Below are 25,988 nucleotides of genomic sequence, written 5' to 3'. Positions count from 1 at the left end.
TTAGTTAACCTTGGCGTTCAACTCACCCTTCAGATAACGCTGGTACATCGCTTCCAGCGAGATCGGTTTGATCTTCGAAGCATTACCGGCAGTACCGAAAGCTTCGTAGCGAGCGATACACACGTCACGCATTGCAGTCACGGTGGCGCCGAAGAACTTGCGTGGGTCGAACTCGCTCGGGTTGGTGGCCATCAGGCGACGCATCGCACCGGTGGATGCCAGGCGCAGGTCGGTGTCGATGTTGACCTTGCGCACGCCGTGCTTGATGCCTTCGACGATTTCTTCAACCGGTACGCCGTAGGTTTCTTTGATGTCGCCGCCGTACTGGTTGATGATCGCCAGCCACTCTTGTGGTACCGAGGACGAACCGTGCATCACCAGGTGGGTGTTCGGGATGCGTTTGTGGATTTCCTTGATGCGGTCGATTGCCAGCACGTCACCGGTTGGGGGCTTGGTGAACTTGTAGGCACCGTGGCTGGTGCCGATGGCGATGGCCAGGGCGTCGACCTGGGTGCGCTTGACGAAGTCAGCCGCTTCTTCCGGGTCGGTCAGCATCTGGCTGTGATCCAGAACGCCTTCAGCGCCGATGCCGTCTTCTTCACCGGCCATGCCGGTCTCCAGCGAACCCAGGCAGCCCAGCTCGCCTTCTACCGAAACGCCGCAGGCGTGAGCCATCGCTACAGTTTGTTGGGTAACGCGAACGTTGTAGTCGTAGTCGGTCGGGGTCTTGCCGTCTTCGCCCAGCGAGCCGTCCATCATCACCGAGCTGAAGCCCAGTTGAATCGAACGCTGGCAGACGTCAGGGCTGGTGCCGTGGTCCTGGTGCATGCACACCGGGATGTGCGGGAATTCTTCGATCGCCGCCAGGATCAGGTGACGCAGGAAAGGCGCGCCGGCGTATTTGCGGGCGCCGGCCGAAGCCTGAACGATCACCGGGGAGTCAGTCTTGTCAGCGGCTTCCATGATGGCGCGCATCTGCTCAAGGTTGTTGACGTTGAAGGCTGGAACGCCGTAGCCGAACTCGGCTGCGTGGTCCAGCATCTGGCGCATGCTGATAAGTGCCATTGTGTGTGTCTCTCCCGGTTGAGGGTCGTTGATCGTGCCAGCCTGCCGGAGCGGCGGCGGCTATTCAAGTGATTGCAGATCGGGGGTTGAGGCCCGGTCGGGTGATTCGGTAAAGCCAATTCCTGAGAACTACACAGATCCCTTGTAGGAGTGAGCCTGCTCGCGATAGCAATCTTTCAGTCAATATTGCAGCGACTGTCAGGCCGCTATCGCGAGCAGGCGAAGGCCTACAATGGGCCTGCGGTGTTGCAATTATTCGGCCTTGCAGCCCCGGCCAATCAGGTCATTGGTGGCGACCCAGTACACCAGGCCTTCATCACCCGTGACGTGAAACGCCAGCATGCCGTCGCTGTACAGCGTGCCCGACGCGCCCGGCTCTTCTTTCAGGCGATAGACCTGATCGCCGCCGCCCAGTCGCACATCGACTTCTTTCTGGCCGGCATCGGCGTAACGCCACAGCACTTTGGCCTGGCTGTCGCAGGTCCAGGTGGTCCAGTTGTCTGCCGGGGCGGACGACTGAAACAGGTTCAACTGCGCACAACCGCCCAACAATGCCAACGCCGCAATGGCGATCAAGCCTTTCATCCGTGTTCCTCGACTGACGGCGCACGCCGCCAGCCCTGAGTTAAGAGTCAGACCCGTCAAGGACAACCATGTTCCTTGGCCGGGGTTTGCGTCTCGTATTTCTCCAGACCGTCCGGCCCGGAACGCTTGTTCAGCACCGGGTTGGTTTCGGCCTGCCAGTCGGCCTGGTAACAGCCTTTCTGCGGCTCGCTCGGTGCCGGCGTGGCTTCGGCCTTGGGATTGTTACTCCCGCAGGCCGCCAGCGTTGCGGTCAGCAGCAACAGCGCTAACGACTTGACCATATGAACACTCCTTTGCCTGGCCAAACGGGCGGCCTCAGGCCTTGGCCCGGCTTTCCAGGACTTCAACGGCCGGCAGCACTTTGCCTTCGACAAATTCGAGGAACGCGCCACCACCGGTAGAAATGTAGGAGATCTGTTCAGCCACGCCATATTTATCGATCGCCGCCAGGGTGTCGCCACCGCCAGCGATGGAGAACGCCGAGCTTTCGGCGATGGCTTGAGCCAGCACTTTGGTGCCGTTGCCGAACTGGTCGAATTCGAACACGCCGACCGGGCCGTTCCACAGAATGGTTTTCGACGATTTCAGCAGCTCGGCGAAGTTGGCCGCGGTTTGCGGGCCGATGTCCAGAATCATGTCGTCAGCCGCGACGTCAGCGATCAGCTTGACCGTGGCTTCGGCGGTTTCGGCGAATTCTTTGGCAACCACCACGTCGACCGGCAGCGGCACGCTGACCTTGGCGGCGATGGCGCGCGCGGTGTCGAGCAGATCCGGCTCGTACAGCGACTTGCCCACCGGGTGACCGGCCGCCGCGAGGAAGGTGTTGGCGATGCCGCCACCGACGATCAGTTGATCGCAGATCTGGCTCAGGCTGTTGAGCACATCGAGTTTGGTCGAGACCTTGGAACCGGCAACAATGGCGGCCATTGGCTTGGCCGGCGCGCCGAGGGCTTTGCCCAATGCGTCCAGCTCAGCGGCGAGCAGCGGGCCAGCAGCTGCCACTTTGGCGAATTTAGCTACGCCGTGGGTCGAGCCCTCGGCGCGGTGAGCGGTGCCGAAAGCGTCCATCACGAACACGTCGCACAGGGCGGCGTATTGCTGGGCCAGTTCGTCGGCGTTCTTTTTCTCGCCCTTGTTGAAGCGCACGTTTTCGAACAGCACGATGTCGCCGGCCTTGACGTCGACACCGCCCAGGTAATCAGCCACCAGCGGCACTTCGCGGCCCAGCGCCTTGCTCAGGTAGTCAGCGACAGGCTTGAGGCTGTTCTCGGCAGAGAACTCGCCTTCGGTCGGACGGCCCAGGTGCGAGCAGACCATCACGGCCGCGCCTTTTTCCAGGGCCAGCTTGATGGTCGGCAGCGAAGCCAGGATTCGCGCGTCGCTGGTGACGACACCGTCCTTGACTGGGACGTTGAGGTCTTCGCGGATCAATACGCGCTTGCCTTGCAGATCGAGGTCGGACATCTTCAACACGGTCATGGGTCGCACTTCCTACGGTTTTTTTGAAGTTGCTGTTTGCAGATAGTGGTCTGCAACGTCCAGCATTCGGTTGGCAAAACCCCACTCGTTGTCGAACCAGGCCAGGATGTTCACCAGCCTTGGGCCGGAAACACGGGTCTGACTGGCATCGACGATGGCCGAATGTGGGTCATGGTTGAAATCACAACTGGCGTGCGGCAACTCGGTATAGGCCAGAAGCCCCTTGAGCGGGCCGCTGGTGGCGGCTTCGCGCAGGATCCGGTTGATCTCGTTGGCGTCGGTCGCCGTAGCGGTCTGCATCGTGATATCGAGGCAGGACACGTTGACCGTCGGCACGCGTACGGCTTTGGCCTGAATTCGTCCGGCAAGTTCCGGCAGCAGACGCTCGATACCGCGCGCCAGACCAGTGGACACCGGGATCACCGACTGGAACGCCGAACGGGTGCGGCGCAGGTCTTCGTGGTGATAAGCGTCGATCACCGGCTGATCGTTCATCGCCGAGTGAATCGTGGTGATCGACACGTAATCCAGGCCAATCGCCTTGTCGAGCAGACGCAACAGCGGCACACCGCAGTTGGTGGTGCAGGACGCGTTGGACACCAGCCGTTCGTCACCGGTCAGGCAATCCTGATTGACCCCGTAAACGATGGTGGCATCGACATCCGCCTCGCTGGCCATCGGCTGCGAGAACAACACGCGTGGCGCGCCAGCATCGAGAAAGCGCTGGCCGTCTTCACGGGTGTTATAGGCACCGGAGCACTCGAGCACCAGATCGACGCCCAGCGACGCCCAATCGATGCCTTCGGGAGTGGCACTGCGCAAGACCTTCACGCAGTCACCGTTAATATGCAGACAATCGCCTTCTACGCGCACTTCGCCGGGAAAACGGCCGTGGGTGGAGTCAAAGCGTGTCAGGTATTCGATGCTGGCCATGTCGGCCAGATCGTTGATCGCGACAATTTCAAACCCGGCTTTCTCGCCTCGCTCAAACAGCGCACGCAAAACGCAACGACCAATGCGGCCGTAGCCGTTGAGTGCAACTTTGTAGGGACGCGGTTGAGGCATGGGGTTCTCGATAGTACGCAGGCAGACGCAATGTTTGTTGCAACACAACCCCTGTGGGAGCTGGCTTGCCAGCGATAGCGTCCATTCAGACAACTTTTATGTTGGAGCTGATGACCCTATCGCTGGCAAGCCAGCTCCCACAGGGATTGCGGTGACCTTAAGGCCACCGCGCTGTGTTTTAGTCTTCCAGCAGTTCCTCAGCCTGACCGAGGATGTTTTCCAGGGTGAAGCCGAACTCTTCGAACAGTGCCGAAGCCGGAGCCGATTCGCCGTAGGTGGTCATGCCGATCACGCGGCCTTCCAGACCGACGTACTTGAACCAGAAGTCGGCGTGGGCCGCTTCGATGGCGATACGCGCGCCCACCTGCAACGGCAGCACCGATTGCTTGTAGCTGGCGTCCTGCGCATCGAACACGCTGGTGCACGGCATGGAAACCACGCGAACCTTGCGGCCCTGTTCGGTCAGCTTGTCGAAGGCCTGAACAGCCAGACCGACTTCCGAACCGGTGGCGATCAGGATCAGCTCAGGCTCGCCGGCGCAGTCCTTCAACACGTAACCGCCGCGGCTGATGTCGGCGATCTGGCCGGCATCGCGCTCCTGGTGTTGCAGGTTCTGACGCGAGAAGATCAGCGCCGATGGGCCGTCCTTGCGCTCCAGCGCGTTTTTCCACGCGACTGCCGATTCAACGGCATCGGCTGGACGCCAGGTGTCGAGGTTCGGCGTGGTGCGCAGGCTGGTCAGTTGCTCGATCGGCTGGTGTGTCGGGCCGTCTTCGCCCAGACCGATGGAGTCGTGGGTGTAGACGTGGATCACACGCTTCTTCATCAGCGCCGACATGCGCACCGCGTTGCGGGCGTATTCCATGAACATCAGGAAGGTTGCGCCGTAAGGCACCAGGCCGCCGTGCAGGGTCACGCCGTTCATGATCGCGGTCATGCCGAATTCGCGCACGCCGTAGTACATGTAGTTGCCGCTGGCATCTTCAGCGTTGACGCCCTTGCAACCTTTCCACAGGGTCAGGTTGGAACCGGCCAGGTCAGCCGAACCGCCGAGCAGTTCCGGCAGCAGTGGGCCGAACGCGTTCAGGGTGTTCTGGCTGGCTTTACGGCTGGCGATGGTTTCGCCCTTTGCTGCGACTTCAGCGATGTAGGCCGAGGCTTTTTCCGAGAAGTCGGCTGGCAACTCGCCGCTCAGACGACGGATCAACTCGTTGGCTTCGCTCGGGAACGCTGCGGAGTAAGCAGCGAAACGCTGGTCCCACTCGGCTTCGGCGGCGCGACCTTTTTCCTTGGCATCCCACTCGGCATAGATGTCGGCCGGGATTTCGAAAGGACCGTAGTTCCAGTTCAGCGCCTGACGGGTCAGGGCGATTTCCGCGTCACCCAGCGGGGCGCCGTGGCAGTCTTCCTTGCCTTGCTTGTTCGGCGAACCGAAACCGATGGTGGTCTTGCAGCAGATCAGCGTCGGCAGCGGGCTCTTGCGCGCGGTGTCGATGGCAGTCTTGATCTCTTCCGGGTCGTGACCGTCAACATTGCGGATCACTTGCCAGTTGTAGGATTCGAAACGCTTCGGCGTGTCGTCGGTGAACCAGCCTTCGACTTCGCCGTCGATGGAAATGCCGTTGTCATCATAGAAGGCGATCAGCTTGCCCAGACCCAAGGTACCGGCCAGGGACGCGACTTCGTGGGAGATGCCTTCCATCATGCAGCCATCACCGAGGAACACGTAGGTATGGTGGTCGACGATATCGTGGCCGGGACGGTTGAACTGCGCGCCCAGAACCTTTTCTGCCAGCGCGAAACCGACGGCGTTGGCCAGGCCCTGACCCAGCGGGCCAGTGGTGGTTTCAACACCCGGGGTGTAACCGAATTCCGGGTGGCCCGGCGTGCGGCTGTGCAGTTGACGGAACTGCTTGAGGTCGTCGATCGACAGGTCGTAACCGGTCAGGTGCAGCAGCGAGTAGATCAACATCGAGCCGTGGCCGTTGGACAGCACGAAGCGGTCACGGTCGGCGAACGACGGGTTGCTCGGGTTGTGCTTGAGGTAGTCGCGCCACAGCACTTCGGCAATATCTGCCATACCCATGGGGGCACCGGGATGGCCGCTGTTGGCTTTTTGCACGGCATCCATGCTGAGGGCACGAATGGCGTTGGCACGCTCACGACGGCTAGGCATCGCTGATCTCCTGGGTGTGAATAGATTGAAACGGAAAAAAGGAAGGCATTTTCCCTCACCCATGCGCCTCGGGGCAATGACAGATAGTGATCCGGAGGCGTTTTTCCAATCGATAGCGCCGGTTTCTGCTGGTGAAACCTTTCCGCTATTGGTTTGTAGAGACCACCGTCCAATGAGAAGTGCCATTTATCGAGCAATATCAAAACTTTTTGATATTGACCTTGCGATGCCCACGCACCGTCTCTAGACTGCCAGCCCTATGAACCTACGCGTGCCTTCCATTCGCCATGACGATTGCGACGAGCTGGCGGCCCTGTGCAAGGCCGGCGGCGATCCGTTGCGGCTGAATGTCCTGCGCGCGTTGGCCAACGATTCGTTCGGCGTGCTGGAGCTGGCGCAGATTTTCGGCATCGGTCAGTCCGGCATGAGTCACCACCTTAAAGTGTTGGCGCAGGCCGATCTGGTGGCGACCCGCCGTGAAGGCAACGCGATCTTCTATCGTCGCGCCCTGCCCCATACCGAATTGCTCGGCGGCAAGCTGCACGCAGCATTGCTGGAAGAAGTCGACGATCTGGCGCTGCCGGACGACGTGCAAACGCGGATCGAACAGGTCCACGGGCAACGCGCCGCCGCCAGTCAGGACTTTTTCGCCCGGGTTGCAGAGAAGTTTCGCGCCCAGCAGGATTTGATCGCCGGGCTGCCGCAGTACCGCGACAGCGTGCTGGCCTTGCTCGACAAGCTGAACTTCAATGGTGCTGCCACGGCCATCGAAGTCGGCCCCGGCGATGGTGCTTTTCTGCCGGAACTGGCGCGTCGTTTTGCCAGCGTGACCGCGCTGGACAACAGCCCGGCGATGCTCGAACTGGCGCGTCAGGTCTGCGAACGTGAACAGCTGGCTAACGTCAGCCTGCAATTGGCCGATGCATTGAACGGCAGTAGCGTTCAGGCCGATTGCGTGGTGTTGAACATGGTGTTGCACCATTTCGCCGCCCCGGCCGATGCGCTCAGGCACATGGCCGACCTGCTGCAACCGGGCGGTAGCCTGCTCGTGACAGAGTTATGTAGCCACAACCAGAGTTGGGCCAGGGAGGCCTGCGGTGATCTCTGGTTGGGGTTTGAACAGGACGATCTGGCCCGTTGGGCCACCGCTGCGGGACTCGTTCCCGGGGAAAGCCTCTATGTAGGCTTACGTAATGGTTTCCAGATCCAGGTCCGCCATTTTCAGCGGCCGGCTGGCGACACTCACCATCGGTAAATTCAGGAAAACATCGAGATGAGCGAATACTCCCTCTTCACCTCCGAGTCCGTGTCCGAAGGGCATCCGGACAAAATCGCCGACCAGATTTCCGATGCGGTGCTGGACGCCATTATTGCCCAGGACAAACACGCTCGCGTAGCGGTGGAAACGCTGGTCAAGACCGGCGTGGCCATCGTTGCCGGTGAAGTGACCACCAGCGCCTGGGTCGACCTGGAGCAGATCGTTCGTGACGTGATCTGCGACATCGGCTACACCAGCTCCGAAGTCGGCTTCGACGGCGCGACCTGCGGCGTGATGAACATCATCGGCAAGCAGTCCCCCGACATCAACCAGGGCGTTGACCGTGCCAAGCCTGAAGATCAGGGCGCCGGCGACCAGGGCCTGATGTTCGGCTACGCCAGCAACGAAACCGACGTATTGATGCCAGCGCCGATCACCTTCTCGCACCAACTGGTGCAGCGTCAGGCCGAAGCGCGCAAATCGGGCTTGCTGCCTTGGCTGCGCCCGGACGCCAAGTCGCAAGTGACCTGCCGTTACGAAGGCGGCAAGGTTGTCGGTATCGACGCCGTGGTTCTGTCGACCCAGCACAACCCTGAAGTGTCGTACAAAGACCTGCGCGAAGGCGTGATGGAGCTGATCGTCAAGCACGTACTGCCTGCCGAACTGCTGAGCAAGGACACCCAGTTCCACATCAACCCGACCGGCCAGTTCATCATTGGCGGCCCGGTAGGTGACTGCGGTCTGACCGGTCGCAAGATCATCGTCGACAGCTACGGCGGCATGGCCCGTCACGGCGGTGGCGCGTTCTCCGGCAAGGATCCATCGAAGGTTGACCGTTCGGCTGCCTACGCTGGCCGTTATGTGGCCAAGAACATCGTCGCGGCCGGCCTGGCCGAGCGTTGCGAGATTCAGGTTTCCTACGCGATCGGTGTGGCCCAGCCTACCTCGATCTCGCTGAACACCTTCGGCACTGGCAAGATCAGCGATGACAAGATCATCAAACTGGTGCGTGAAGTATTCGACCTGCGCCCATACGCGATCACCACCATGCTCGACCTGCTGCACCCGATGTACCAGGAAACCGCAGCCTACGGCCACTTCGGCCGCGCGCCGCAGACCAAGACCGTTGGCGAAGACAGCTTCACCACGTTCACCTGGGAAAAAACCGACCGCGCCGACGCCCTGCGTTCCGCTGCCGGCCTGTAAGCCCTTCCCGGCTACAAGAAAGCCCCGCACGGTTCGCGCCGTGCGGGGTTTTTTCATGCCTTGAAATATCTCCAGCTGCTCTGCTTGCAAGCCTGAACTCACCGCGCCGGTTCAGGTCGGCGTACTTCGAAAGAACCACTCGGTCAGTCCCCTCTCCCTCCGGGAGAGGGCTAGGGTGAGGGGCTTTTAGGTCCATGCAGAAATATGCAGCAAAACACCCACGCACCCGTGCCAATATCCCCACCTACGCTTCAATCATCACCCCCGAGCAAGGAAGCTCACATGCCCTCTACCCTGCCCCTGCTGTCGGTTCTCCTGCTGACACTCGTCACCCTCCACGCCCACGCTAACTGCCCAGACTGGCCACCCACCAAAGCCCAACGCGAACTCACCGCCCTGCAAACCCAGATCGATCAATGGGACGACGCCTACCACCGCCAGGGCCGCTCGCTGATCAGCGACGAACTCTACGACCAGTCACGCCTGCGTCTGGAGACATGGCGACGATGCTTCCAACGGCCCTCGCCGCCCGCGCCATTGCGCAGCGCCAGCGGCCCCGTCCAGCATCCCGTCGCTCACACTGGCCTGGACAAGCTTCATCAAGCCGAAGACGTCGAACGCTGGCTGCGGTCGCGCAAGGCTGTCTGGATTCAACCAAAAATCGACGGTGTAGCGGTCACCCTGATCTATCGCCAAGGCCTGTTACACCAAGCCATCAGCCGTGGCGACGGCCTCTCGGGGCAGGACTGGACAACCACGGCGCGGCAGATCCCGGCGATCCCGCAACGTCTGAGCCAACCGCAAGATCTGCTGGCCCAAGGCGAACTCTACTGGCGCCTGAAAGATCACGTGCAAGCCAACGCCGGCAGCGTCAACGCCCGCGCTACCGTGGCCGGATTGATGGGGCGCAAATCGCTGGATGCGCAACAAGCCGCCGGGATCGGTCTGTTCGTGTGGGACTTGCCGCAGGGCCCCGTGGATTTACCCGAGCGATTAACCCTGCTGGCGACACTGGGTTTCGCCACCATCGAACCCTACAGCCACGCCGTCACCGACTTCACCGAGGCGCAAAAATGGCGCGAGCACTGGTATCGCTCCCCTCTGCCGTTTGCCACCGACGGCGTGGTCCTGCGCCAGAGTCAGCGCCCACCTGCCGAGCGCTGGCAGGCCCGCGCGCCGTATTGGGCGACCGCCTGGAAATATCCGTTCGCGCAGGCTTTGGCTGATGTGCGCAAGGTCAATTTCAAGATCGGTCGCACCGGACGCATCACGCCCGTGCTGGAGCTGACCCCGACGATGCTCGACGACCGCGAGATCAAGCGGGTCAGCGTCAGCTCATTGAAGCGCTGGCAGCAGATGGATATCCGCCCCGGCGACCAGGTGGCGATCAGCCTTGCCGGGTTGACCATCCCGCGGCTCGACAGCGTGGTATTACGTGCCACCGAGCGCGCAGCGCTATCCGTTCCGAACGCCCAGGACTTTCATGCGCTGAGTTGCTGGCAACCCACCGCCGGCTGCGAAAGCCAGTTTCTCGCGCGTCTGGCCTGGCTCAGTGGCAAGCAAGGGCTGGCGATGGCGCATGTCGGTCGCGGCACCTGGGAGAAACTTTTCGAAACAGGCCGTCTGAACAACCTGCTGGATTGGTTGACCCTCGACGAGCCAGAGCTTGCTAACATCGCCGGCTTCGGCGAACGCAGCAGCGCTCGCCTGATCAACAGTTTTCACAGCGCTCGCCAACGACCATTCGCGCAGTGGCTCAAAGCCTTGGGCCTGCCGCCGACCGGTCAGGCACAACTGGCCGACTCCTGGCAGGTGCTGGCACAACGCGACACCGAACAATGGCAGGCAGAACCCGGTATCGGCCCGGGCCGTGCGGCGCAATTGAGCGCCTTCTTTCGCGACCCGCAAGTGTTAGCCTTGAGCGAGACCTTGCAGGCCGCCGGGATCGACGGCTTCTGAACATGCCTTCCCCGCTCGACGGGAACCCAATGGCCGGCCCGGCGCTCCAACAGCGCAGTGCCCTCCAACCCGATATGTTTATGCACATGGAGCTTTTATGAAATTTCTCGCACCGCTCGCCCTGTTCACCCTGTGCGGCGTCCTGGCCGTCCCGGCGATGGCGGAAGAAGAAGGCCCGGGCCTGACCGGTTGCGCTGCCAAGAAGCAGGGCATCATCAACCAGATTGAACAGGCCAAGTCGCGCGGCAACATGGAGCAGCAGGCCGGTCTGGAAACAGCCCTGCGTGAAGTCAGTGAACACTGCACCGAGGCCGGACTGAAAAAAGAACGCGAGAACAAGGTGCTTGAAGCCAAGCATGAAGTCAGCCAGCGTCAGGCCGACCTCGACAAGGCCATGAAGAAGGGTGATCCGGAGAAGATCAACAAGCGCAAGGAGAAACTGGCCGAGTCGCGCAAGGAACTGCAGGAAGCGCTGGACGAGATCGACAAGTAAGCAATCATGCGGTGAATCTGATGCCCTCTTCGCGAGCTGGCTCGCTCCCACGTTGGAATACATATCCCATGTGGGAGCGAGCCTGCTCGCGAAGGCAGCTCAGACGACAGCGCCTAATGATCCCGAAACTGCTTATGGCAAGCACTGCAGGCATCTTCAACTTTTTGCACGGCCGGCCCAAGGTTACTGGCCTTGTACGGCTGAACCTTGCTGGCGATGACCAGTTCACCGGTAGCCGCTTCGAGGTCTCGAGCCATTTGCTGAAACTGTGCCTGCTTCTGCCAGACATCATCCTTGGCGCTGGTGTGATCTTCTTCGCGAACCTGCGGGAAATGCTGCCACGGCTCGTGGGACAAGGCATCGAGCCTGACCGCGCCTTCAGTAAATTTCGGCCCGTCGAACGGGATGCGCCCACGCAGCATGCCGCCGAGGTCTTCGCTGGTCTTGAGCATCTGTTTGAAGATGGCCTTGCGCTGGCCCAGCGGGGAATTCGGATCGACACCGCCACAGGCGGACAAGGCCACACAGGCCAGCAATACAACAGCAATTCGTTTGAGAGTCATGGCGGCTTCAGGTCGCGGAAATCGGCGGCCAGTATCCTCGCGTCACCATCAAACACCAATAGCCCTATTAAAAATACGGGTTGCTTGAGCGCATGGAGCACTTGGGCGACCGGCACAGGAATCACTCCATGAATCGCCGTTTCCAGGCCTGGCGCCACCCACTGCTTGCCACCCTTCCACTGCTGGCCGCACTCGCTGGCTGCACCGGTGGTGACAGCGACAAGCCGAAAACCCATGCGCTGGCCACGTATTCAAGTGCCACCTGGGAAGCCCTGCCCGCCGTATCCGACAGCGATCTGGTCGCCGGTTTCGGCTCATGGCGCAGCGCCTGCACCCGATTGAAAGCCGATGCGGTCTGGGGCCCGACCTGCGCGGCTGCCGCCAATGTGCCGCAGAGCGCCAGCGAAATCCGTGTCTTCCTCAAGCAGAACCTTGATGTGTATGGCCTGCGTGCGGAAAACAACAATCCCAACGGCCTGATCACCGGCTATTACGAACCCGTCTATCCCGGCAGTCTGACGCCCACTGAGGCGGCGAACGTGCCGGTGTATGGCGTGCCGGAAGACATGATCATCGTGTCTCTGGACAGCATTTATCCGGAGCTCAAAGGCAAACGTCTACGCGGTCGGCTCGAAGGGCGGGTGCTCAAGCCTTATGACGACGCCGCCACCATCGAAACCAAAGGCGTGAAAGCGCCGGTGGTGGCCTACCTGACCGACCCGATGAACCTGCAATTTCTGCAGATCCAGGGTTCGGGAAGGATTCAGACCGAGGACGGCAAACAGCTGCGCATCGCCTACGCCGATCAGAACGGCCATCCCTACCGGCCGATCGGGCGCTGGCTGGTCGAGCAGGGCGAGTTGAAGAAAGAAGACGTGACCATGAGCGCCATCAGCAACTGGGCCAAAGCCAATCCGTCACGGATTCCCGAACTGCTGGCGAGCAACCCGAGCTACGTATTCTTCACCCGCAACCCGGACAGCAATGAAGGCCCGCGCGGCTCGCTGAACGTGCCACTGACCGCCGGTTACAGCGCGGCGGTGGATCGCAAGGTGATTCCGCTGGGCAGTCTGTTGTGGCTGTCGACCACGCGCCCGGATGGCACGCCGCTGGTGCGCCCGGTGGCCGCGCAGGATACCGGCGGCGCGATTGCCGGAGAGGTTCGCGCGGACCTGTTCTGGGGCACCGGCGATGCCGCCGGGCAACTGGCCGGGGACATGAAACAGCAGGGGCAGATCTGGATGCTCTGGCCCAAAGGTGCGCCGTTGCCGCAGGTGCCGCAGGTGGCGGATACACCGAAGAAGTAACCCTTCGGATTCGCTGAGGCAGTCAGGCCGCTATCGCGAGCAGGCTCACTCCTACACTTGGAATGCGTTCCCCTGGAGTGAGCCTGCTCGCGATGAGGCCATCGGCAACACCCGACAATCAGATCGACACAAAAAGAACGAAGCAATCAACCCCATCCCCACAAACCACACCACCGAGCGCAACGCCGCCCAGTCGGCCAGATAGCAAATGATGTAGAGCAGGCGACTGGTGATGAATAGCACCGCCAGCACGTTGACCGTTACCAACTGCGCCGTACCGACCAGGTGCGCAACGAGCACCGCGGCGGCAAACGCCGGGGTCACTTCAAAACTGTTCAGTTGTGCGGCATGCGCACGTCGCGCCACACCGTCGACACTGTCGAGAAAATCCCGCGGGTCGTAATTGTCCTTCAGCCGAAAACCGCCAGACGCCTTCGCCACGATCGTGCACACGTACGGCAGGAAAATCGCGATCAACACACACCACAAAGCTACCGTCATAACACCATCCTTTTTTGATTTTGGAATTCGTGGGCCGGCAGAACGACATTACCCGCCCACAGGCTAAGAGCCGCCGGTGGCCGAAAGGTTCTTGAGGTAGCGCGTGCTGACCAATCACACGGATCACACTGAGCCCGACTCCATACCCCGCCGCACCAGAGCGTAGCTGACAACCGGGCGTCTTACCCCGCATGCAGCAACGCCGCCAGAGCTGTCGCCCCTCTCGCCCTGTCTCTGACGTTAAACCAATTAGTCAGATTATTGATTCGCGATGTGTCCATGGCTGTTTATACTGCGCGCGACCACGCCGCACTCAGTTGCGCACAGAAAAATACCAATAATGGCTGCCTGCGCCGCTCTCGCTCGAGATCGGTCGTCGGCCCGCGTATGCCTGATCAAAGCGTCAAGACTATTCACCGAGACCTTGCGCATGCCACTCGCCTTGCTTGCCCTCGCCGTCGCCGCATTCGGCATCGGCACCACTGAATTCGTGATCATGGGCCTGCTGCCCGATGTCGCCCGCGACCTGGCCGTAAGCATTCCTCACGCCGGTCTGTTGATTACCGGTTATGCCCTGGGCGTGGTGTTTGGCGCACCGATTCTGGCGATCGGCACCGCGAACATGCCGCGCAAAGCGACGTTGCTGGGGATGACGCTGATGTTCATCCTCGGCAACGTGCTGTGCGCTCTCGCGCCGAATTACGCCACGCTGATGGCCGCGCGCGTGGTCACCGCCCTGTGCCACGGAGCGTTCTTCGGCATCGGCTCGGTGGTTGCCGCCGGGCTGGTCGCGCCGAACAAGCGCGCCCAGGCCATTGCCATGATGTTCACCGGCCTGACGCTGGCCAACGTGCTCGGCGTTCCGCTGGGCACTGCGCTCGGCCAATACGCCGGCTGGCGCTCGACGTTTTGGGCGGTGTCGGTGATCGGCGTGATCGCGGCACTGGCGCAATGGCTGTGGTTGCCAAAACACATTGCGATGGACAAGGCCAACCTCGCCAGCGAGTTCAAAGTGCTGGGCAAGGTCAACGTGCTGCTGGCGCTGGGCATGAGCGTGCTGGCCTCGACCAGTCTGTTCAGCGTATTCACCTACATCGCACCGATCCTGCAAGACATCACCGGCGTCAGCCCCCACGGCGTCACGGTGATGTTGCTGCTGTTTGGCGTCGGCCTGACGGGTGGCAGCATGCTCGGCGGGCGTCTGGCCGACAGCCGTTTGCTGCCGTCGCTGGTCGGCGTGGCTTTGGCGGTGGTGGTGATTCTGGCGGCGTTCAGCCAGACCAGCCGCTCAGTGGTGCCTGCGGCGATCACACTGGTGTTGTGGGGGATTTTCGCTTTTGCGCTGTGCCCGATTCTGCAACTGCTGATCATCGACCAGGCCCATGAAGCGCCGAATCTGGGTTCGACGCTGAACCAGAGCGCTTTCAATCTGGGCAATGCGGCGGGCGCCTGGATTGGCGGACTGGTGGTGGCCAGTGGCGCCGATCTGGCGGATTTGCCGTGGACCGGGGCGCTGGTCGGCGTGCTGACGGTGCTGGCGGCGTTGTGGTTTATTTATCTGCAACGTCGGCGGGGTGCCGGGGTCAATGTGTCTGGGTGATTTGGGTCGTGTCAGCTCCAGCCCTCACCCTAGCCCTCCCGAAACGTCGGACCGCCCAGAGGGAGAGGGGACTGACCAAGTTGTCTTGCGTGATGCATTAGCCTGAAACACCGTGCCGATTATGGATTCGCTGAGCAACTCCGAGGTCGGCGTCTTTCTCGAGCATCCCCATTCGGCTCCCTCTGGGAGAGGGCTGGGGTGAGGGGCTGTTGAGCGCAACGCCGAATCCGAATGTGCCCTCAGCCACCCCCACCCCATCAAACCCCTGCGCCCAAAACTCCGGTCGCGCTCCATTCACCCTTCATCCAAAGGACCCCGGATGCTTGAACTTGTCGCCGCTTTCATCTGCTTGACCACCCTTCTCACCTTCGTCAACTTCCGCTTCATCGGCCTGCCGCCGACCATCGGCGTGATGGTCACTGCCTTGCTGTTTTCACTGATCCTGCAAGGCCTCAGCGTGCTCGGCTTCCCCGGCCTCGAAGACCGTGTGCAGCAACTGATCGGCCAGATCGACTTTGGCGATCTGTTGGTGAACTGGATGCTGTCGTTCCTGCTGTTCGCCGGCGCCCTGCACGTCAATCTGAATGACTTGCGCAGCTACCGCTGGCCCATCGGCCTGCTGGCGACCTTCGGTGTATTGATTGCCACTGCGGTGATCGGCAGCCTCGCCTATTACATTTTTGCCCTGTTCGGCTGGCACGTGAGTTTCCTTTACTGCCTGCTGTTCGGCGCGCTGATCTCGCCCACCGACCCGATTGCGGTGCTCGGCGTGTTGCGTACCGCCAATGCCTCGAAACCACTGAAAACCACCATCGTCGGCGAATCGCTGTTCAACGATGGCACCGCGGTCGTGGTGTTCACCGTGCTGCTGGGCATCGCACAACTGGGCGAAACCCCGACAATCAGCGCCACAGCCATGCTGTTTGCGCACGAGGCGCTGGGCGGCGTGCTGTTCGGCGGGCTGATCGGTTATCTGGTCTATCGCATGATCAAAAGCGTCGAGCAGCATCAGATCACCGTGATGCTGACCCTGGCCCTGGTGATCGGCGGCTCGGCGATGTCCACCGAACTGCACGTCTCGGCGCCAATCGCGATGGTGGTTGCCGGGCTGATCATCGGCAACCTGGGCCGTAACCTGGCGATGAACGACATGACCCGCCGCTACCTCGACGGTTTCTGGGAATTGCTCGATGACATGCTCAACGCGCTGCTGTTTGCGCTGATCGGCATGGAGCTGTTGCTGTTGCCGTTCAACTGGCTGCACATGGCCGCAGCAGGTTTGCTCGCAGTGGCGATTCTGCTGTCGCGCCTGCTCACCGTGGCCCCGGCGATTCTGTTGCTGCGGCGCTGGCGCTCAGTGCCGGCCGGCACCATCCGCATCCTGACGTGGGGCGGTCTGCGCGGCGGCGTCTCGGTAGCGTTGGCGCTGGCTCTGCCGCTGGGCCCGGAGCGCGATCTGCTGCTGAGCATCACCTACATCGTGGTGCTCTCGTCGATTCTTCTCCAGGGCCTGAGCATCGGCAAACTGGTCAAGCATGCGACGCGCAACGAGCCGGCCCCCGTGCCTGAGCCAGCGCATCACTGATCATTTTCTGATCGACTGCGGATCGGTTTTCTTCGCCTGATCCGCAGGTTCCTTCGGCACCCCGCTCTCGCTGCGGATCTGCGCATGGCTGATCAGCGCAAAGATGAAGCTGCCACCGATGATATTCCCCGCCAGCGTCGGCCCGGCGAACACCATCCAGAAATCACTCCACGGCAGTTCGCCAGCAAACACCAGATACGACACCTCCGCCGAACCGACGACGATGTGGGTGAAGTCGCCTAACGCCATGAAGTAGGTGATGAGGACGATGATCCACATCTTCGCGTTCTCCATGGACGGGATCATCCAGACCATGGTGGCAATCATCCAGCCGGAAATGATGCCCTTGGCGAACATCTGGCTGGCATGGTTTTCCATGACCTTGCGGCCGATTTCGAGAAAGGCATGGTCCGTCTTGCTGTCGAAGATCGGCAGTTCGAGCATGACGTAGGCGACCAGAAGGGTGCCGCACAGGTTGCCGACCAGTACCACTGTCCACAGACGGAGCAGTCGCAGGAAATTCTTCAGCGTCGGCTTGGTCATTACCGGCAACACCGCAGTCAGGGTGTTTTCGGTGAACAGTTGCTGGCGCGCCAGAATCACCGCAAGGAAACCTGCGCAGTAGCCGAAACTGGCGATCACCTTGAACTCGTCGCCGTCGGGCAGACGCGAGTTGAGCAGGCCCATGCCCATCAGCGACAACCCCATGGTCAACCCGGCCGCCAGCGCCGACCACCAGAGCGCGGCAATGCTGCGTTCCAGTTCCTGATCGCCTTGGGTGCGGATGATTTCATGCAGGACGGCCGCGCGGGGCGGCTGGCTTTTCTCGACTTCGTGTTGCTCTTTGGCCGAGAGGTCGGGAGTTTTGTCGCTGGTGGGCGTGGTCATGGCGTGGCAACCGTGGGGGGGGCGATTTAGCTACGACCGTTGCGCTTCATGGCTGTTCAGTGGCCAGGTGAATCTTCGCTGATGGCACCACCGCTATCGCCAGCAGGCTGGCTCCCACAGGCACATTGTCGCCTCTGTGGGAGCCTGCCTGCTGGCGATGAAAGCGCCGCCAATCTTACTGAACGGCCTCGTCATCCTTGAACTGATCTTTCACATACCGGATCTCGGTCCGCCCGTGCGGCGCCGGCAAGCCGTCTTCACCCAGATTCACAAAGACCATCTTCTCAACGGTCAGAATGCTCTTGCGGGTGATCTTGTTGCGCACCTCGCACGTCAGGGTGATCGAGGTGCGGCCGAACTCGGTGGCGGTGATGCCCAGTTCGATGATGTCGCCCTGGCGCGAGGCGCTGACGAAATTGATCTCGGAAATGTACTTGGTCACCACGCGCTGGTTGCCCAACTGGACGATCGCGTAGATCGCCGCTTCTTCGTCGATCCAGCGCAGCAGACTGCCGCCGAACAGGGTGCCGTTGGGGTTGAGGTCTTCGGGTTTTACCCATTTGCGGGTGTGGAAATTCATCTGCACTCCTTGAGTCTCTTGCCGAATGATGGCGCCATCTTGGCAGACCGGGCGGTCATGCTCTATGCGGCTTCGACTATGGTCGCCATTAACGATCTTCATCCAGCCGACAGAAACCCTTTGGAAGATCAGTCTAGACGGCTATAATCGCCACCGTTTCAAAACGGTAATGATCGCTTGTTACCGTTTTCCCGCCACCTGTCCGAGGGGCGCTGCAGCAGGTTCGACCTGTCAGGCTCGGATGGGGCGTTGACCGGCCGCAGGCTGGACATTAAACGCACAACGGCGCCCATTCGCATACATTACGAATGGAGGCTCTTCATGAGCGCTGTTATCACGCCTGCAGATTTTACCGATTACAAAGTCGCCGACATGTCCCTGGCCGCCTGGGGCCGTCGCGAAACCATCATCGCCGAATCGGAAATGCCGGCCCTGATGGGTCTGCGTCGCAAGTACGCCAGCGAGCAGCCGCTCAAAGGCGCCAAGATCCTTGGCTGCATCCACATGACCATCCAGACCGCCGTGCTGATCGAAACCCTGGTTGCCCTGGGTGCCGAAGTGCGCTGGTCGTCGTGCAATATTTTCTCCACTCAGGACCAGGCCGCTGCCGCTATCGCTGCTGCCGGTATCCCGGTATTCGCCTGGAAAGGCGAAACCGAAGAAGAGTACGAGTGGTGCCTGGAGCAGACCATTCTCAAGGATGGCCAGCCATGGGACGCCAACATGATCCTCGACGACGGCGGCGACCTGACCGAGCTGCTGCACAAGAAATACCCGCAGGTGCTGGACCGCGTTCACGGCGTGACCGAAGAAACCACCACCGGCGTACACCGCCTGCTGGACATGCTGGCCAAGGGCGAGCTGAAAATCCCGGCCATCAACGTCAACGACTCGGTGACCAAGTCCAAGAACGACAACAAGTACGGCTGCCGTCACAGCCTCAACGATGCGATCAAGCGTGGTACCGACCACCTGCTGTCCGGCAAGCAAGCGCTGGTCATCGGCTACGGTGACGTGGGCAAGGGCTCGGCCCAGTCCCTGCGTCAGGAAGGCATGATCGTCAAAGTCTCTGAGGTCGACCCGATCTGCGCCATGCAAGCGTGCATGGACGGTTTCGAACTGGTGTCGCCGTTCATCGACGGTATCAACGACGGTTCCGAAGCGAGCATCGACAAAGCGCTGCTGGGCAAGATCGACCTGATCGTGACCACCACCGGTAACGTCAATGTTTGCGACGCGAACATGCTCAAGGCCCTGAAGAAGCGCGCCGTGGTCTGCAACATCGGTCACTTCGACAACGAAATCGACACCGCTTTCATGCGCAAGAACTGGGCATGGGAAGAAGTGAAACCACAGGTGCACAAGGTTCACCGCACCGGTGCCGGCAGCTTCGACCCACAGAACGACGATTACCTGATCCTGCTGGCCGAAGGCCGTCTGGTGAACCTGGGCAACGCCACCGGTCACCCGAGCCGCATCATGGACGGTTCGTTCGCCAACCAGGTACTGGCGCAGATCTTCCTGTTCGGCCAGAAGTACGCCGACCTGTCGCCAGCGCAGAAAGCCGAGCGTCTGACCGTTGAAGTACTGCCGAAGAAACTCGACGAAGAAGTGGCTCTGGAAATGGTCCGCGGTTTCGGCGGCGTGGTCACCCAACTGACCAAGCAACAGGCTGACTACATCGGCGTCACCGTCGAAGGCCCGTTCAAGCCGCACGCTTACCGCTATTAAAAGCAGCTGCGAGCGACAAGCTGCAAGCGGCAAGTAAAAGCGGGTGGTTTACTTGAGGCTTGTAGCTGTCGCTGGCTTCTTCATCGTTATTTCGCAGCCGCTGGTTGCAAGCTCCAGGCACAAGATTTCGGCGCTCCGCCCTCTTGCAGCTTGAAGCTTGCAACTTGCAGCTGGAGGTCCCCTCCGATGTCTCAAGACCGTCGCTACAGCTTCGAGTTCTTCCCGACCAAGACCGATGCTGGGCATGAAAAACTGCTCGCCACTGCCCGCCAGTTGGCCACTTACAATCCCGATTTCTTTTCCTGCACCTATGGCGCCGGCGGTTCGACCCGTGACCGCACGCTCAACACCGTGCTGCAGCTGGAAAGCGAAGTCAAAGTACCGGCCGCACCGCACCTGTCGTGCGTCGGCGACAGCAAGGACGACCTGCGCGGCCTGCTGAACGAGTACAAGGCTGCCGGCATCAAGCGCATCGTCGCCCTGCGCGGCGATCTGCCGTCCGGCATGGGCATGACCAGCGGTGAACTGCGTCACGCCAATGAACTGGTCGAATTCATTCGTGAAGAGACCGGTGACCATTTCCACATCGAAGTTGCCGCCTACCCGGAGATGCATCCGCAGGCGCGCAATTACGAAGACGATCTCGCCAACTTCGTGCGCAAGGCCCGTGCCGGTGCCGACAGCGCGATCACCCAGTACTTCTTCAACGCCGACAGCTACTTCTACTTCGTCGAACGTTTGCAGGCACAGGGTGTGGATCTGCCGATCGTGCCGGGGATCATGCCGATCACCAACTACAGCAAACTCGCGCGCTTCTCCGACGCCTGCGGTGCGGAAATCCCGCGCTGGATCCGCAAGCAACTGGAAGCCTACGGCGATGACACGCAAAGCATTCAGCGCTTTGGCGAGCAAGTCGTCAGCGAGATGTGCGAACGCCTGTTGCAGGGCGGCGCGCCGGGGCTGCACTTCTATTCCATGAACCAGGCCGAGCCTAGCCTGGCGATCTGGAACAACCTGAAGTTGCCGCGCTGAAGCAGCTGCAAGCTTCGAGCTGAAAGCTACCAGCAAGATCAAGAGATCGCAGTGTTTGGCAACGCCTTTGTCGGGTTGTCAGTGCTGCGATTTTTTGGTTTGAAGCCGCGAAACAGAGCTTGTGCGGCTGCTTTCTGGCTCTTTCGCGATTCTCGTCGTAATCTCCAGCCATGCCTTTGATCACACAGTTGTTCGCCGTGCTGGTATTTGCTTGCCTGAGCTTCGCCGCTCGGGGCGAGAAGTTGCGTATTGTCACCGAGCCGTGGGCGCCGTATGTGTATGAAGACGGCAGCAAGAAGCTCGGCCTCGACTACGAAACCACGGCCATTGTGTTCCAGCGTCTGGGCATCGAAGTCGAATGGCAGTTCCTGCCGTGGAAACGCTGCCTGTCGATGCTTGAAACCGGGCAGGCCGACGGCGCGCTGGACATCTTTCATAGCGCCGAGCGCGACGCCACCCTGCTCTATCCGAGCGAACCACTGTCGGACGTCGAGTTCGTGATGTTCTACGCCAACGACCGGCCGCACCCGTTCAGTCGGCTCGAAGAACTCAAGGGCCTGACCATCGGCACCTCGCCGGGCTATTTATATAGTGAAGATTTCAGCCAGTCGCAGCTGTTTACCCGAGAACCGGCGCCGACCCATGAAGCCAACTTCGGCAAACTGGTACGGGGGCGCATCGACCTGCTGATTACCGATCGACGCGTGGGTCAGCATTTGCTCGATGAACTGGACATACGCAGCTTGATCACTGAAAACCCCACGGTTATTAGTCGCCAGAGCCAGTTTCTGGCCGTTCGGCGCAATGCCGGCATGGATCTGCTGGTGCAGCGATTCGGTGCCGAGCTCAAGCGTTTCAAGCGCGAACCTGCCTACGCCGAGCTGAGCGCGCGCTACGGTGCCGCGCCCGTTGGCAGTGTTTTGTTGAAGTCGGCGACGGTCAGCGGCAAAACCGTTGAGCAGCAGGAAAGCGGCGCGCGGTGATTGCTCTGTTATACTCCGGCGTTCCCGCCAGGCTCACGCCCGGACGCCCGGAACCGTAACAGGCCTCCCGACCCGCTACAGCGCAGCTTTGCAGCCCGCGCGAGCGCTCCCGACGTGCCTTCGGAACCGCAGCAGGACCGGACGGGATTGCGTCCTCTTAAACGCCATTCGCGCCAGGCAAGACTCCCATTGGGCCAAGCCCTAACTAAAACAGGATTACTCATGTCCTTTGCTTCCCTCGGTCTCTCCGAGGCTTTAGTCCGCGCCATCGAAGATGCGGGCTATACCGAGCCTACTCCGGTGCAACAGCGGGCCATTCCCGCCGTGTTGCAAGGTCGCGACCTGATGGTTGCGGCACAGACAGGTACCGGTAAAACCGGCGGTTTCGCCCTTCCGATCCTGGAGCGGTTGTTTCCCAACGGTCACCCGGACAAATCCCAGCGTCACGGCCCGCGCCAACCGCGCGTCCTGGTCCTGACCCCGACCCGCGAACTCGCGGCCCAGGTTCACGAGAGCTTCAAGATCTACGCCCGTGACCTGAAATTCGTCAGCGCCTGCATCTTCGGCGGCGTCGGCATGAACCCGCAGGTTCAGGCCATGTCCCGTGGTGTCGACGTGCTCGTCGCCTGCCCGGGTCGTCTGCTCGACCTCTGCGGCCAGGGCAGCGTTGACCTGTCTCACGTTGAAATCCTCGTCCTCGACGAAGCCGACCGCATGCTCGACATGGGTTTTGTGCACGACGTGAAGAAAGTCCTCGCGCGCCTGCCGGCCAAACGTCAGAACCTGCTGTTCTCGGCGACCTTCTCCAAAGACATCACCGACCTTGCCGGCAAGCTGCTGCACAACCCGGAACGCATCGAAGTGACGCCGCCGAACACCACGGTCGAGCGCATCGAACAACGCGTGTTCCGCCTGCCGGCCAGCCACAAGCGTGCCCTGCTGGCGCACCTGATCACCGCCGGCGCGTGGGAACAGGTACTGGTGTTCACCCGCACCAAGCACGGCGCCAACCGTCTGGCCGAGTATCTGGACAAACATGGCCTGCCGGCTGTGGCGATCCACGGTAACAAGAGCCAGAACGCGCGCACCAAAGCGCTGGCTGACTTCAAGGCCAACCAGGTTCGCATTCTGGTTGCCACCGACATCGCTGCTCGGGGCCTGGACATCGACCAGTTGCCGCACGTGGTCAACTTCGAGCTGCCGAACGTCGATGAAGACTACGTGCACCGGATCGGTCGTACCGGCCGCGCCGGTCGTTCGGGCGAGGCGATCTCGCTGGTCGCGCCGGACGAAGAAAAACTGCTGAAAAGCATCGAGCGCATGACCAAGCAGAAGATCGCCGACGGCGACCTGATGGGCTTCGACTCCAGCACCATCGAAGCCGAGAAGCCGGAAGCCCGCGAGCGTCCGGACATCCGCAATCCGCGTAACCCTCGCGGCCCGCGCGGCGACGGCCCGAATGGCGGCGGCGGTGGCGGCGGTCGTAAAGACAAGGGCAAGGACAAGGGCAAGGAAAAACCGGCCGGTGAACGTGGCGAGCGCCCTGCCCGCCAGCAGAAGCCGCGCGAAGGTACGCCGAGCCGCGAACAGCGTCCGAGCCAGCCACCCCGCGCAGCATCTGATCGTGCGCCCGACGAGTTCCTCGACGACGATATCGATAACTTCGGTAACCGCGTCGACTACGTGCCGAAAGCCGCACCGGCCGGCGGCCGTGGTCGTCGTCCAGGCGCGCCGGCTCAAGGCGCAGGTGCCGGCGCACCACGCGGCGGTCAGTCGCAAGGTCGCCAGAACGGCCCGCGCAACAGCAACGGTTCGAGCACCGGCACCCCACCGGCCAAACGCAGCGGCCCGCGCAACGGTGCACCGCGTGACGGTCAGGGTCGTCGTGACGAGTCTTCGTCGTCCTCGCGCAACCGCCGTCCAGCCCGTGACGATCAGCCACGGAGCGAGCCAGCCGTGCAAAATCCGCGCAGCACCGGGCCGAAGATCATGCACAAGGAATCGAAAGCCGACCGCTTCCCGACGCCTGAGCAGCTCGATCAACTGCCAAGCCGCCCGCGTGGCGAAAAACCAGCACTGCTGACCCGCAATCGCTGAGTTGACGCCGCAATGAAAAATGCCCCGGCTCGTGAGAGCCGGGGCATTTTTTTGCCACAAATACTTCTGCCACACCGCCATACCCTGTGGGAGCGAGCCTGCTCGCTCCCACGGAATAGCGTGCTGCAGCAATAAAAAACGCCCCCGGCCTTTCGACCGGGGGCGTTTTTTTGTTGCCGCGAAAATTACTTCGCTTTCACACCTTCAAACGAAACATACAGCTCGACCGCATCGGACTTCGGCCCGAGGTCTTTCTGCTTGCCGAAATCGGAACGTTTGATGGTGGTGGTGCCTTCGAAGCCGGCACGGTAGCCGCCCCATGGATCCTTGCCTTCACCCAGGAAGGTCGCTTTCACCACGACAGGCTTGGTCACGCCCAGCAGGGTCAGGTCGCCGGTCACGTCAGCGGTGTTGGCGCCGGTGGATTTGACGCTGGTGGACACGAAGGTGGCCTTGCCGAATTTGCTGGCGTTGAGGAAGTCAGCGCTGGCGATGTGCTTGTCGCGTTCGGCGTGGTTGGTGAACACGCTGGCGGTGTTGACGTTGAACTCGATCTTGCTGTCTTCAGGCTTGGCAGCGTCGAAGCTGAACTTGCCGTCGATGTCCTTGAAGGTACCGGTGATGTAGCTGTAGCCCAGGTGGCTGATCTTGAAATCGACGAAGGCGTGCTGGCCTTCCTTGTCGACTACGTAGTCAGCGGCCATTACGTTGGCGGACAGCACGGCAGAACCGATTGCCAGAGCGGCCAGAGTCTTTTTCAACATGCTTTCTTTTCCTTTGAGTCGAGGTTGAATTTCAGGCTTTGCGACCGAGCATTCGGGTGAGGGTCGCATCACGATCGATAAAGTGGTGCTTCAATGCTGCCAACGCATGAAGGCCGGAGAAAATTACCAGCGCCCACGCCAGCCAGAGATGAATCACCCCAGCGGTATCTGCCTGATCCGGTAGCCCGGAGAGCAGTGCAGGAACTTCAAACAGGCCAAACACCGGAATCCCGACACCGTCTGCGGTGGAAATCAGGTAACCGGCAATCATCACAGCGAACAGCGCCAGATACAGAAACCCGTGGCCGAATTTAGCGCCAATGCGGGTCATGCGGCTGTAGCTTTGCAGCGTCGACGGCGGTGGGCTGATAAAGCGCCACAGCACCCGCAACACCATCACACCCAGCAACACCAGACCGATACTCTTGTGCAGGTCCGGCGCGTCTTTGCGCCAGGTGCTGTAGTAATCCAGCCCAACCATCCACAAGCCCAGCGCAAACAGCCCGAAGACCGCCAGCGCCACGCCCCAGTGCATGAAGATGCTGACCCAACCATAGCGCGAAGAAGAGTTACGTAGCTGCATTGCCCAAATCCTGTGAGAACTGCGAACCAAGACTAGCGAGTTATCTATCGAATTAAAGCGGAAAATTTCGCTTTGAAATATCGAGAAATACGATCAAGAGTCTGCAAGAGAGGTGTTAAGAAAGGATTAAAGGCGATTTCGGCGAGGGGCGCTTGGATGGATGATCGGTGTTGTGCCAGATACCGTAGACACTAGTTATGCAGTACCGCTGGAGGTTGCAGGCAATCGGCACTGTACGGATCAATCTTGCACTTGTGCGCCAGTTCAGAGCTGTAACCGCCGGGAAAGAAATGCCCGTTGGTGCAGCCGGGAAGAGCCATCAGTAAAAGCATGAGCGTGAGCGTTTTCATCCAGAGTCTCCGGTTTTTCCCAGCTTAAAACTGCCGGTCTGGCAGTCGCTATCGCCTCATTCCGAGCGGGCTGTGGGAAGGCTCCGGTACACCGGTAAGCTGCTTGAACAGACTGCGAAAGAAAAAACCAGGCAAAAA

General features: G+C 60.9%; 23 protein-coding genes, 1 pseudogene and 1 riboswitch. Of the genes and pseudogenes, 11 read left to right on the top strand and 13 right to left on the bottom strand.

Going from position 1 to position 25,988, the window contains the following annotated elements:
* From fba to tkt, 6 genes are all read right to left on the bottom strand, one after another.
* The gene (gene fba, locus M0746_RS27740; RefSeq protein WP_008081027.1) at window positions 1-1,065 is read right to left on the bottom strand and encodes a class II fructose-bisphosphate aldolase; all 1,065 of its coding nucleotides are present in this window, start codon (window positions 1,063-1,065) and stop codon (window positions 1-3) included.
* Window positions 1,066-1,317: 252 nt separating this feature from the next.
* Window positions 1,318-1,650, bottom strand: coding sequence for an MliC family protein (locus M0746_RS27735; protein WP_258451306.1), 333 nt, complete (start codon window positions 1,648-1,650; stop codon window positions 1,318-1,320).
* Between the two features lie 56 nt (window positions 1,651-1,706).
* Window positions 1,707-1,931: a hypothetical protein gene (locus M0746_RS27730; protein WP_090287054.1), complete on the bottom strand. Its 225-nt coding sequence runs from the start codon at window positions 1,929-1,931 to the stop codon at window positions 1,707-1,709.
* A gap of 34 nt (window positions 1,932-1,965) precedes the next feature.
* Complete coding sequence (locus M0746_RS27725; protein WP_090287056.1) at window positions 1,966-3,129, bottom strand: phosphoglycerate kinase; 1,164 nt, start codon at window positions 3,127-3,129, stop codon at window positions 1,966-1,968.
* A 12-nt stretch (window positions 3,130-3,141) separates the two neighbouring features.
* A complete protein-coding gene (epd, locus tag M0746_RS27720) occupies window positions 3,142-4,194 on the bottom strand; it encodes an erythrose-4-phosphate dehydrogenase (protein WP_258451305.1) in 1,053 nt (350 codons plus the stop codon).
* A gap of 178 nt (window positions 4,195-4,372) precedes the next feature.
* Entirely contained in the window at window positions 4,373-6,370 is a 1,998-nt protein-coding gene (gene tkt / locus M0746_RS27715) for a transketolase (RefSeq protein WP_258451304.1), read from the bottom strand.
* A gap of 259 nt (window positions 6,371-6,629) precedes the next feature.
* Here tkt and M0746_RS27710 point away from each other — a divergent pair, with 259 nt between their 5' ends.
* From M0746_RS27710 to M0746_RS27695, 4 genes are all read left to right on the top strand, one after another.
* Window positions 6,630-7,625, top strand: a complete 996-nt coding sequence (locus tag M0746_RS27710; RefSeq protein WP_203419812.1) for an ArsR/SmtB family transcription factor — start codon at window positions 6,630-6,632, stop codon at window positions 7,623-7,625.
* An 18-nt stretch (window positions 7,626-7,643) separates the two neighbouring features.
* Window positions 7,644-8,834: a methionine adenosyltransferase gene (gene metK, locus M0746_RS27705; protein WP_024014624.1), complete on the top strand. Its 1,191-nt coding sequence runs from the start codon at window positions 7,644-7,646 to the stop codon at window positions 8,832-8,834.
* Between the two features lie 282 nt (window positions 8,835-9,116).
* On the top strand, window positions 9,117-10,793 hold the full coding sequence (gene ligB, locus M0746_RS27700; RefSeq protein ID WP_258451303.1) for an NAD-dependent DNA ligase LigB: 1,677 nt from the start codon (window positions 9,117-9,119) through the stop codon (window positions 10,791-10,793).
* Window positions 10,794-10,890: 97 nt separating this feature from the next.
* A complete protein-coding gene (locus tag M0746_RS27695) occupies window positions 10,891-11,286 on the top strand; it encodes a DUF1090 domain-containing protein (protein ID WP_258451302.1) in 396 nt (131 codons plus the stop codon).
* Window positions 11,287-11,399: 113 nt separating this feature from the next.
* Here M0746_RS27695 and M0746_RS27690 read toward each other — a convergent pair whose 3' ends face one another.
* A complete protein-coding gene (locus tag M0746_RS27690; protein ID WP_208939438.1) occupies window positions 11,400-11,849 on the bottom strand; it encodes a c-type cytochrome in 450 nt (149 codons plus the stop codon).
* A gap of 128 nt (window positions 11,850-11,977) precedes the next feature.
* Between M0746_RS27690 and mltA the strand changes: the two genes are divergently transcribed.
* A complete protein-coding gene (gene mltA, locus M0746_RS27685; protein ID WP_258451301.1) occupies window positions 11,978-13,156 on the top strand; it encodes a murein transglycosylase A in 1,179 nt (392 codons plus the stop codon).
* A 129-nt stretch (window positions 13,157-13,285) separates the two neighbouring features.
* Here mltA and M0746_RS27680 read toward each other — a convergent pair.
* Window positions 13,286-13,657 (bottom strand): annotated as a pseudogene (locus M0746_RS27680) (MAPEG family protein); the annotation flags it as partial.
* Window positions 13,658-14,087: 430 nt separating this feature from the next.
* Here M0746_RS27680 and M0746_RS27675 point away from each other — a divergent pair.
* The gene (locus M0746_RS27675; protein WP_258451300.1) at window positions 14,088-15,257 is read left to right on the top strand and encodes an MFS transporter; all 1,170 of its coding nucleotides are present in this window, start codon (window positions 14,088-14,090) and stop codon (window positions 15,255-15,257) included.
* A gap of 319 nt (window positions 15,258-15,576) precedes the next feature.
* Window positions 15,577-16,842, top strand: coding sequence for a cation:proton antiporter (locus tag M0746_RS27670; RefSeq protein ID WP_258451299.1), 1,266 nt, complete (start codon window positions 15,577-15,579; stop codon window positions 16,840-16,842).
* Here M0746_RS27670 and M0746_RS27665 read toward each other — a convergent pair whose 3' ends face one another.
* Together M0746_RS27665 and M0746_RS27660 are read right to left on the bottom strand one after the other, a co-directional pair.
* Entirely contained in the window at window positions 16,843-17,730 is an 888-nt protein-coding gene (locus M0746_RS27665; RefSeq protein ID WP_258451298.1) for a formate/nitrite transporter family protein, read from the bottom strand.
* Window positions 17,731-17,905: 175 nt separating this feature from the next.
* The gene (locus M0746_RS27660; RefSeq protein WP_042561508.1) at window positions 17,906-18,310 is read right to left on the bottom strand and encodes an acyl-CoA thioesterase; all 405 of its coding nucleotides are present in this window, start codon (window positions 18,308-18,310) and stop codon (window positions 17,906-17,908) included.
* Between the two features lie 198 nt (window positions 18,311-18,508).
* A riboswitch (S-adenosyl-L-homocysteine riboswitch) is annotated at window positions 18,509-18,608 on the top strand.
* A 23-nt stretch (window positions 18,609-18,631) separates the two neighbouring features.
* Between M0746_RS27660 and ahcY the strand changes: the two genes are divergently transcribed.
* The 4 genes from ahcY (at window position 18,632) to M0746_RS27640 (ending at window position 24,153) form a co-directional block, all read left to right on the top strand.
* A complete protein-coding gene (ahcY, locus tag M0746_RS27655) occupies window positions 18,632-20,041 on the top strand; it encodes an adenosylhomocysteinase (RefSeq protein ID WP_203419822.1) in 1,410 nt (469 codons plus the stop codon).
* A gap of 186 nt (window positions 20,042-20,227) precedes the next feature.
* Window positions 20,228-21,073, top strand: coding sequence for a methylenetetrahydrofolate reductase [NAD(P)H] (gene metF, locus M0746_RS27650; RefSeq protein WP_090287084.1), 846 nt, complete (start codon window positions 20,228-20,230; stop codon window positions 21,071-21,073).
* Window positions 21,074-21,243: 170 nt separating this feature from the next.
* Entirely contained in the window at window positions 21,244-22,056 is an 813-nt protein-coding gene (locus M0746_RS27645) for a substrate-binding periplasmic protein (RefSeq protein WP_258451297.1), read from the top strand.
* Window positions 22,057-22,278: 222 nt separating this feature from the next.
* Window positions 22,279-24,153, top strand: a complete 1,875-nt coding sequence (locus tag M0746_RS27640; RefSeq protein ID WP_258451296.1) for a DEAD/DEAH box helicase — start codon at window positions 22,279-22,281, stop codon at window positions 24,151-24,153.
* Window positions 24,154-24,338: 185 nt separating this feature from the next.
* On the opposite strand, the gene M0746_RS27635 is transcribed toward M0746_RS27640, so the two are convergent.
* The 3 genes from M0746_RS27635 to M0746_RS27625 form a co-directional block, all read right to left on the bottom strand.
* On the bottom strand, window positions 24,339-24,917 hold the full coding sequence (locus M0746_RS27635) for a YceI family protein (RefSeq protein WP_039757580.1): 579 nt from the start codon (window positions 24,915-24,917) through the stop codon (window positions 24,339-24,341).
* Window positions 24,918-24,948: 31 nt separating this feature from the next.
* Window positions 24,949-25,500: a cytochrome b gene (locus M0746_RS27630; protein ID WP_208939430.1), complete on the bottom strand. Its 552-nt coding sequence runs from the start codon at window positions 25,498-25,500 to the stop codon at window positions 24,949-24,951.
* 191 nt (window positions 25,501-25,691) lie between these two features.
* Complete coding sequence (locus M0746_RS27625; RefSeq protein WP_258451295.1) at window positions 25,692-25,850, bottom strand: hypothetical protein; 159 nt, start codon at window positions 25,848-25,850, stop codon at window positions 25,692-25,694.
* Window positions 25,851-25,988 lie beyond the last annotated feature (138 nt).

It is taken from the genome of Pseudomonas sp. S11P7 (assembly GCF_023195435.1).
Lineage (GTDB): Bacteria > Pseudomonadota > Gammaproteobacteria > Pseudomonadales > Pseudomonadaceae > Aquipseudomonas > Aquipseudomonas fluorescens_G.
This window is presented reverse-complemented; position numbering and strand designations above follow the sequence as displayed.

Bases quoted from the DNA above. Each gene is read 5' to 3' on its own strand.
- M0746_RS27635 (WP_039757580.1), bottom strand. From the start codon at position 24,917: ATGTTGAAAAAGACTCTGGCCGCTCTGGCAATCGGTTCTGCCGTGCTG.
- fba (WP_008081027.1), bottom strand. From the start codon at position 1,065: ATGGCACTTATCAGCATGCGCCAGATGCTGGACCACGCAGCCGAGTTC.
- M0746_RS27735 (WP_258451306.1), bottom strand. From the start codon at position 1,650: ATGAAAGGCTTGATCGCCATTGCGGCGTTGGCATTGTTGGGCGGTTGT.
- M0746_RS27630 (WP_208939430.1), bottom strand. From the start codon at position 25,500: ATGCAGCTACGTAACTCTTCTTCGCGCTATGGTTGGGTCAGCATCTTC.
- M0746_RS27690 (WP_208939438.1), bottom strand. From the start codon at position 11,849: ATGACTCTCAAACGAATTGCTGTTGTATTGCTGGCCTGTGTGGCCTTG.
- M0746_RS27730 (WP_090287054.1), bottom strand. From the start codon at position 1,931: ATGGTCAAGTCGTTAGCGCTGTTGCTGCTGACCGCAACGCTGGCGGCC.
- M0746_RS27695 (WP_258451302.1), top strand. From the start codon at position 10,891: ATGAAATTTCTCGCACCGCTCGCCCTGTTCACCCTGTGCGGCGTCCTG.
- epd (WP_258451305.1), bottom strand. From the start codon at position 4,194: ATGCCTCAACCGCGTCCCTACAAAGTTGCACTCAACGGCTACGGCCGC.
- M0746_RS27675 (WP_258451300.1), top strand. From the start codon at position 14,088: ATGCCACTCGCCTTGCTTGCCCTCGCCGTCGCCGCATTCGGCATCGGC.
- M0746_RS27625 (WP_258451295.1), bottom strand. From the start codon at position 25,850: ATGAAAACGCTCACGCTCATGCTTTTACTGATGGCTCTTCCCGGCTGC.
- metK (WP_024014624.1), top strand. From the start codon at position 7,644: ATGAGCGAATACTCCCTCTTCACCTCCGAGTCCGTGTCCGAAGGGCAT.
- M0746_RS27710 (WP_203419812.1), top strand. From the start codon at position 6,630: ATGAACCTACGCGTGCCTTCCATTCGCCATGACGATTGCGACGAGCTG.
- tkt (WP_258451304.1), bottom strand. From the start codon at position 6,370: ATGCCTAGCCGTCGTGAGCGTGCCAACGCCATTCGTGCCCTCAGCATG.
- M0746_RS27645 (WP_258451297.1), top strand. From the start codon at position 21,244: ATGCCTTTGATCACACAGTTGTTCGCCGTGCTGGTATTTGCTTGCCTG.
- mltA (WP_258451301.1), top strand. From the start codon at position 11,978: ATGAATCGCCGTTTCCAGGCCTGGCGCCACCCACTGCTTGCCACCCTT.
- M0746_RS27665 (WP_258451298.1), bottom strand. From the start codon at position 17,730: ATGACCACGCCCACCAGCGACAAAACTCCCGACCTCTCGGCCAAAGAG.
- metF (WP_090287084.1), top strand. From the start codon at position 20,228: ATGTCTCAAGACCGTCGCTACAGCTTCGAGTTCTTCCCGACCAAGACC.
- M0746_RS27660 (WP_042561508.1), bottom strand. From the start codon at position 18,310: ATGAATTTCCACACCCGCAAATGGGTAAAACCCGAAGACCTCAACCCC.
- M0746_RS27640 (WP_258451296.1), top strand. From the start codon at position 22,279: ATGTCCTTTGCTTCCCTCGGTCTCTCCGAGGCTTTAGTCCGCGCCATC.
- M0746_RS27725 (WP_090287056.1), bottom strand. From the start codon at position 3,129: ATGACCGTGTTGAAGATGTCCGACCTCGATCTGCAAGGCAAGCGCGTA.
- M0746_RS27670 (WP_258451299.1), top strand. From the start codon at position 15,577: ATGCTTGAACTTGTCGCCGCTTTCATCTGCTTGACCACCCTTCTCACC.
- ligB (WP_258451303.1), top strand. From the start codon at position 9,117: ATGCCCTCTACCCTGCCCCTGCTGTCGGTTCTCCTGCTGACACTCGTC.
- ahcY (WP_203419822.1), top strand. From the start codon at position 18,632: ATGAGCGCTGTTATCACGCCTGCAGATTTTACCGATTACAAAGTCGCC.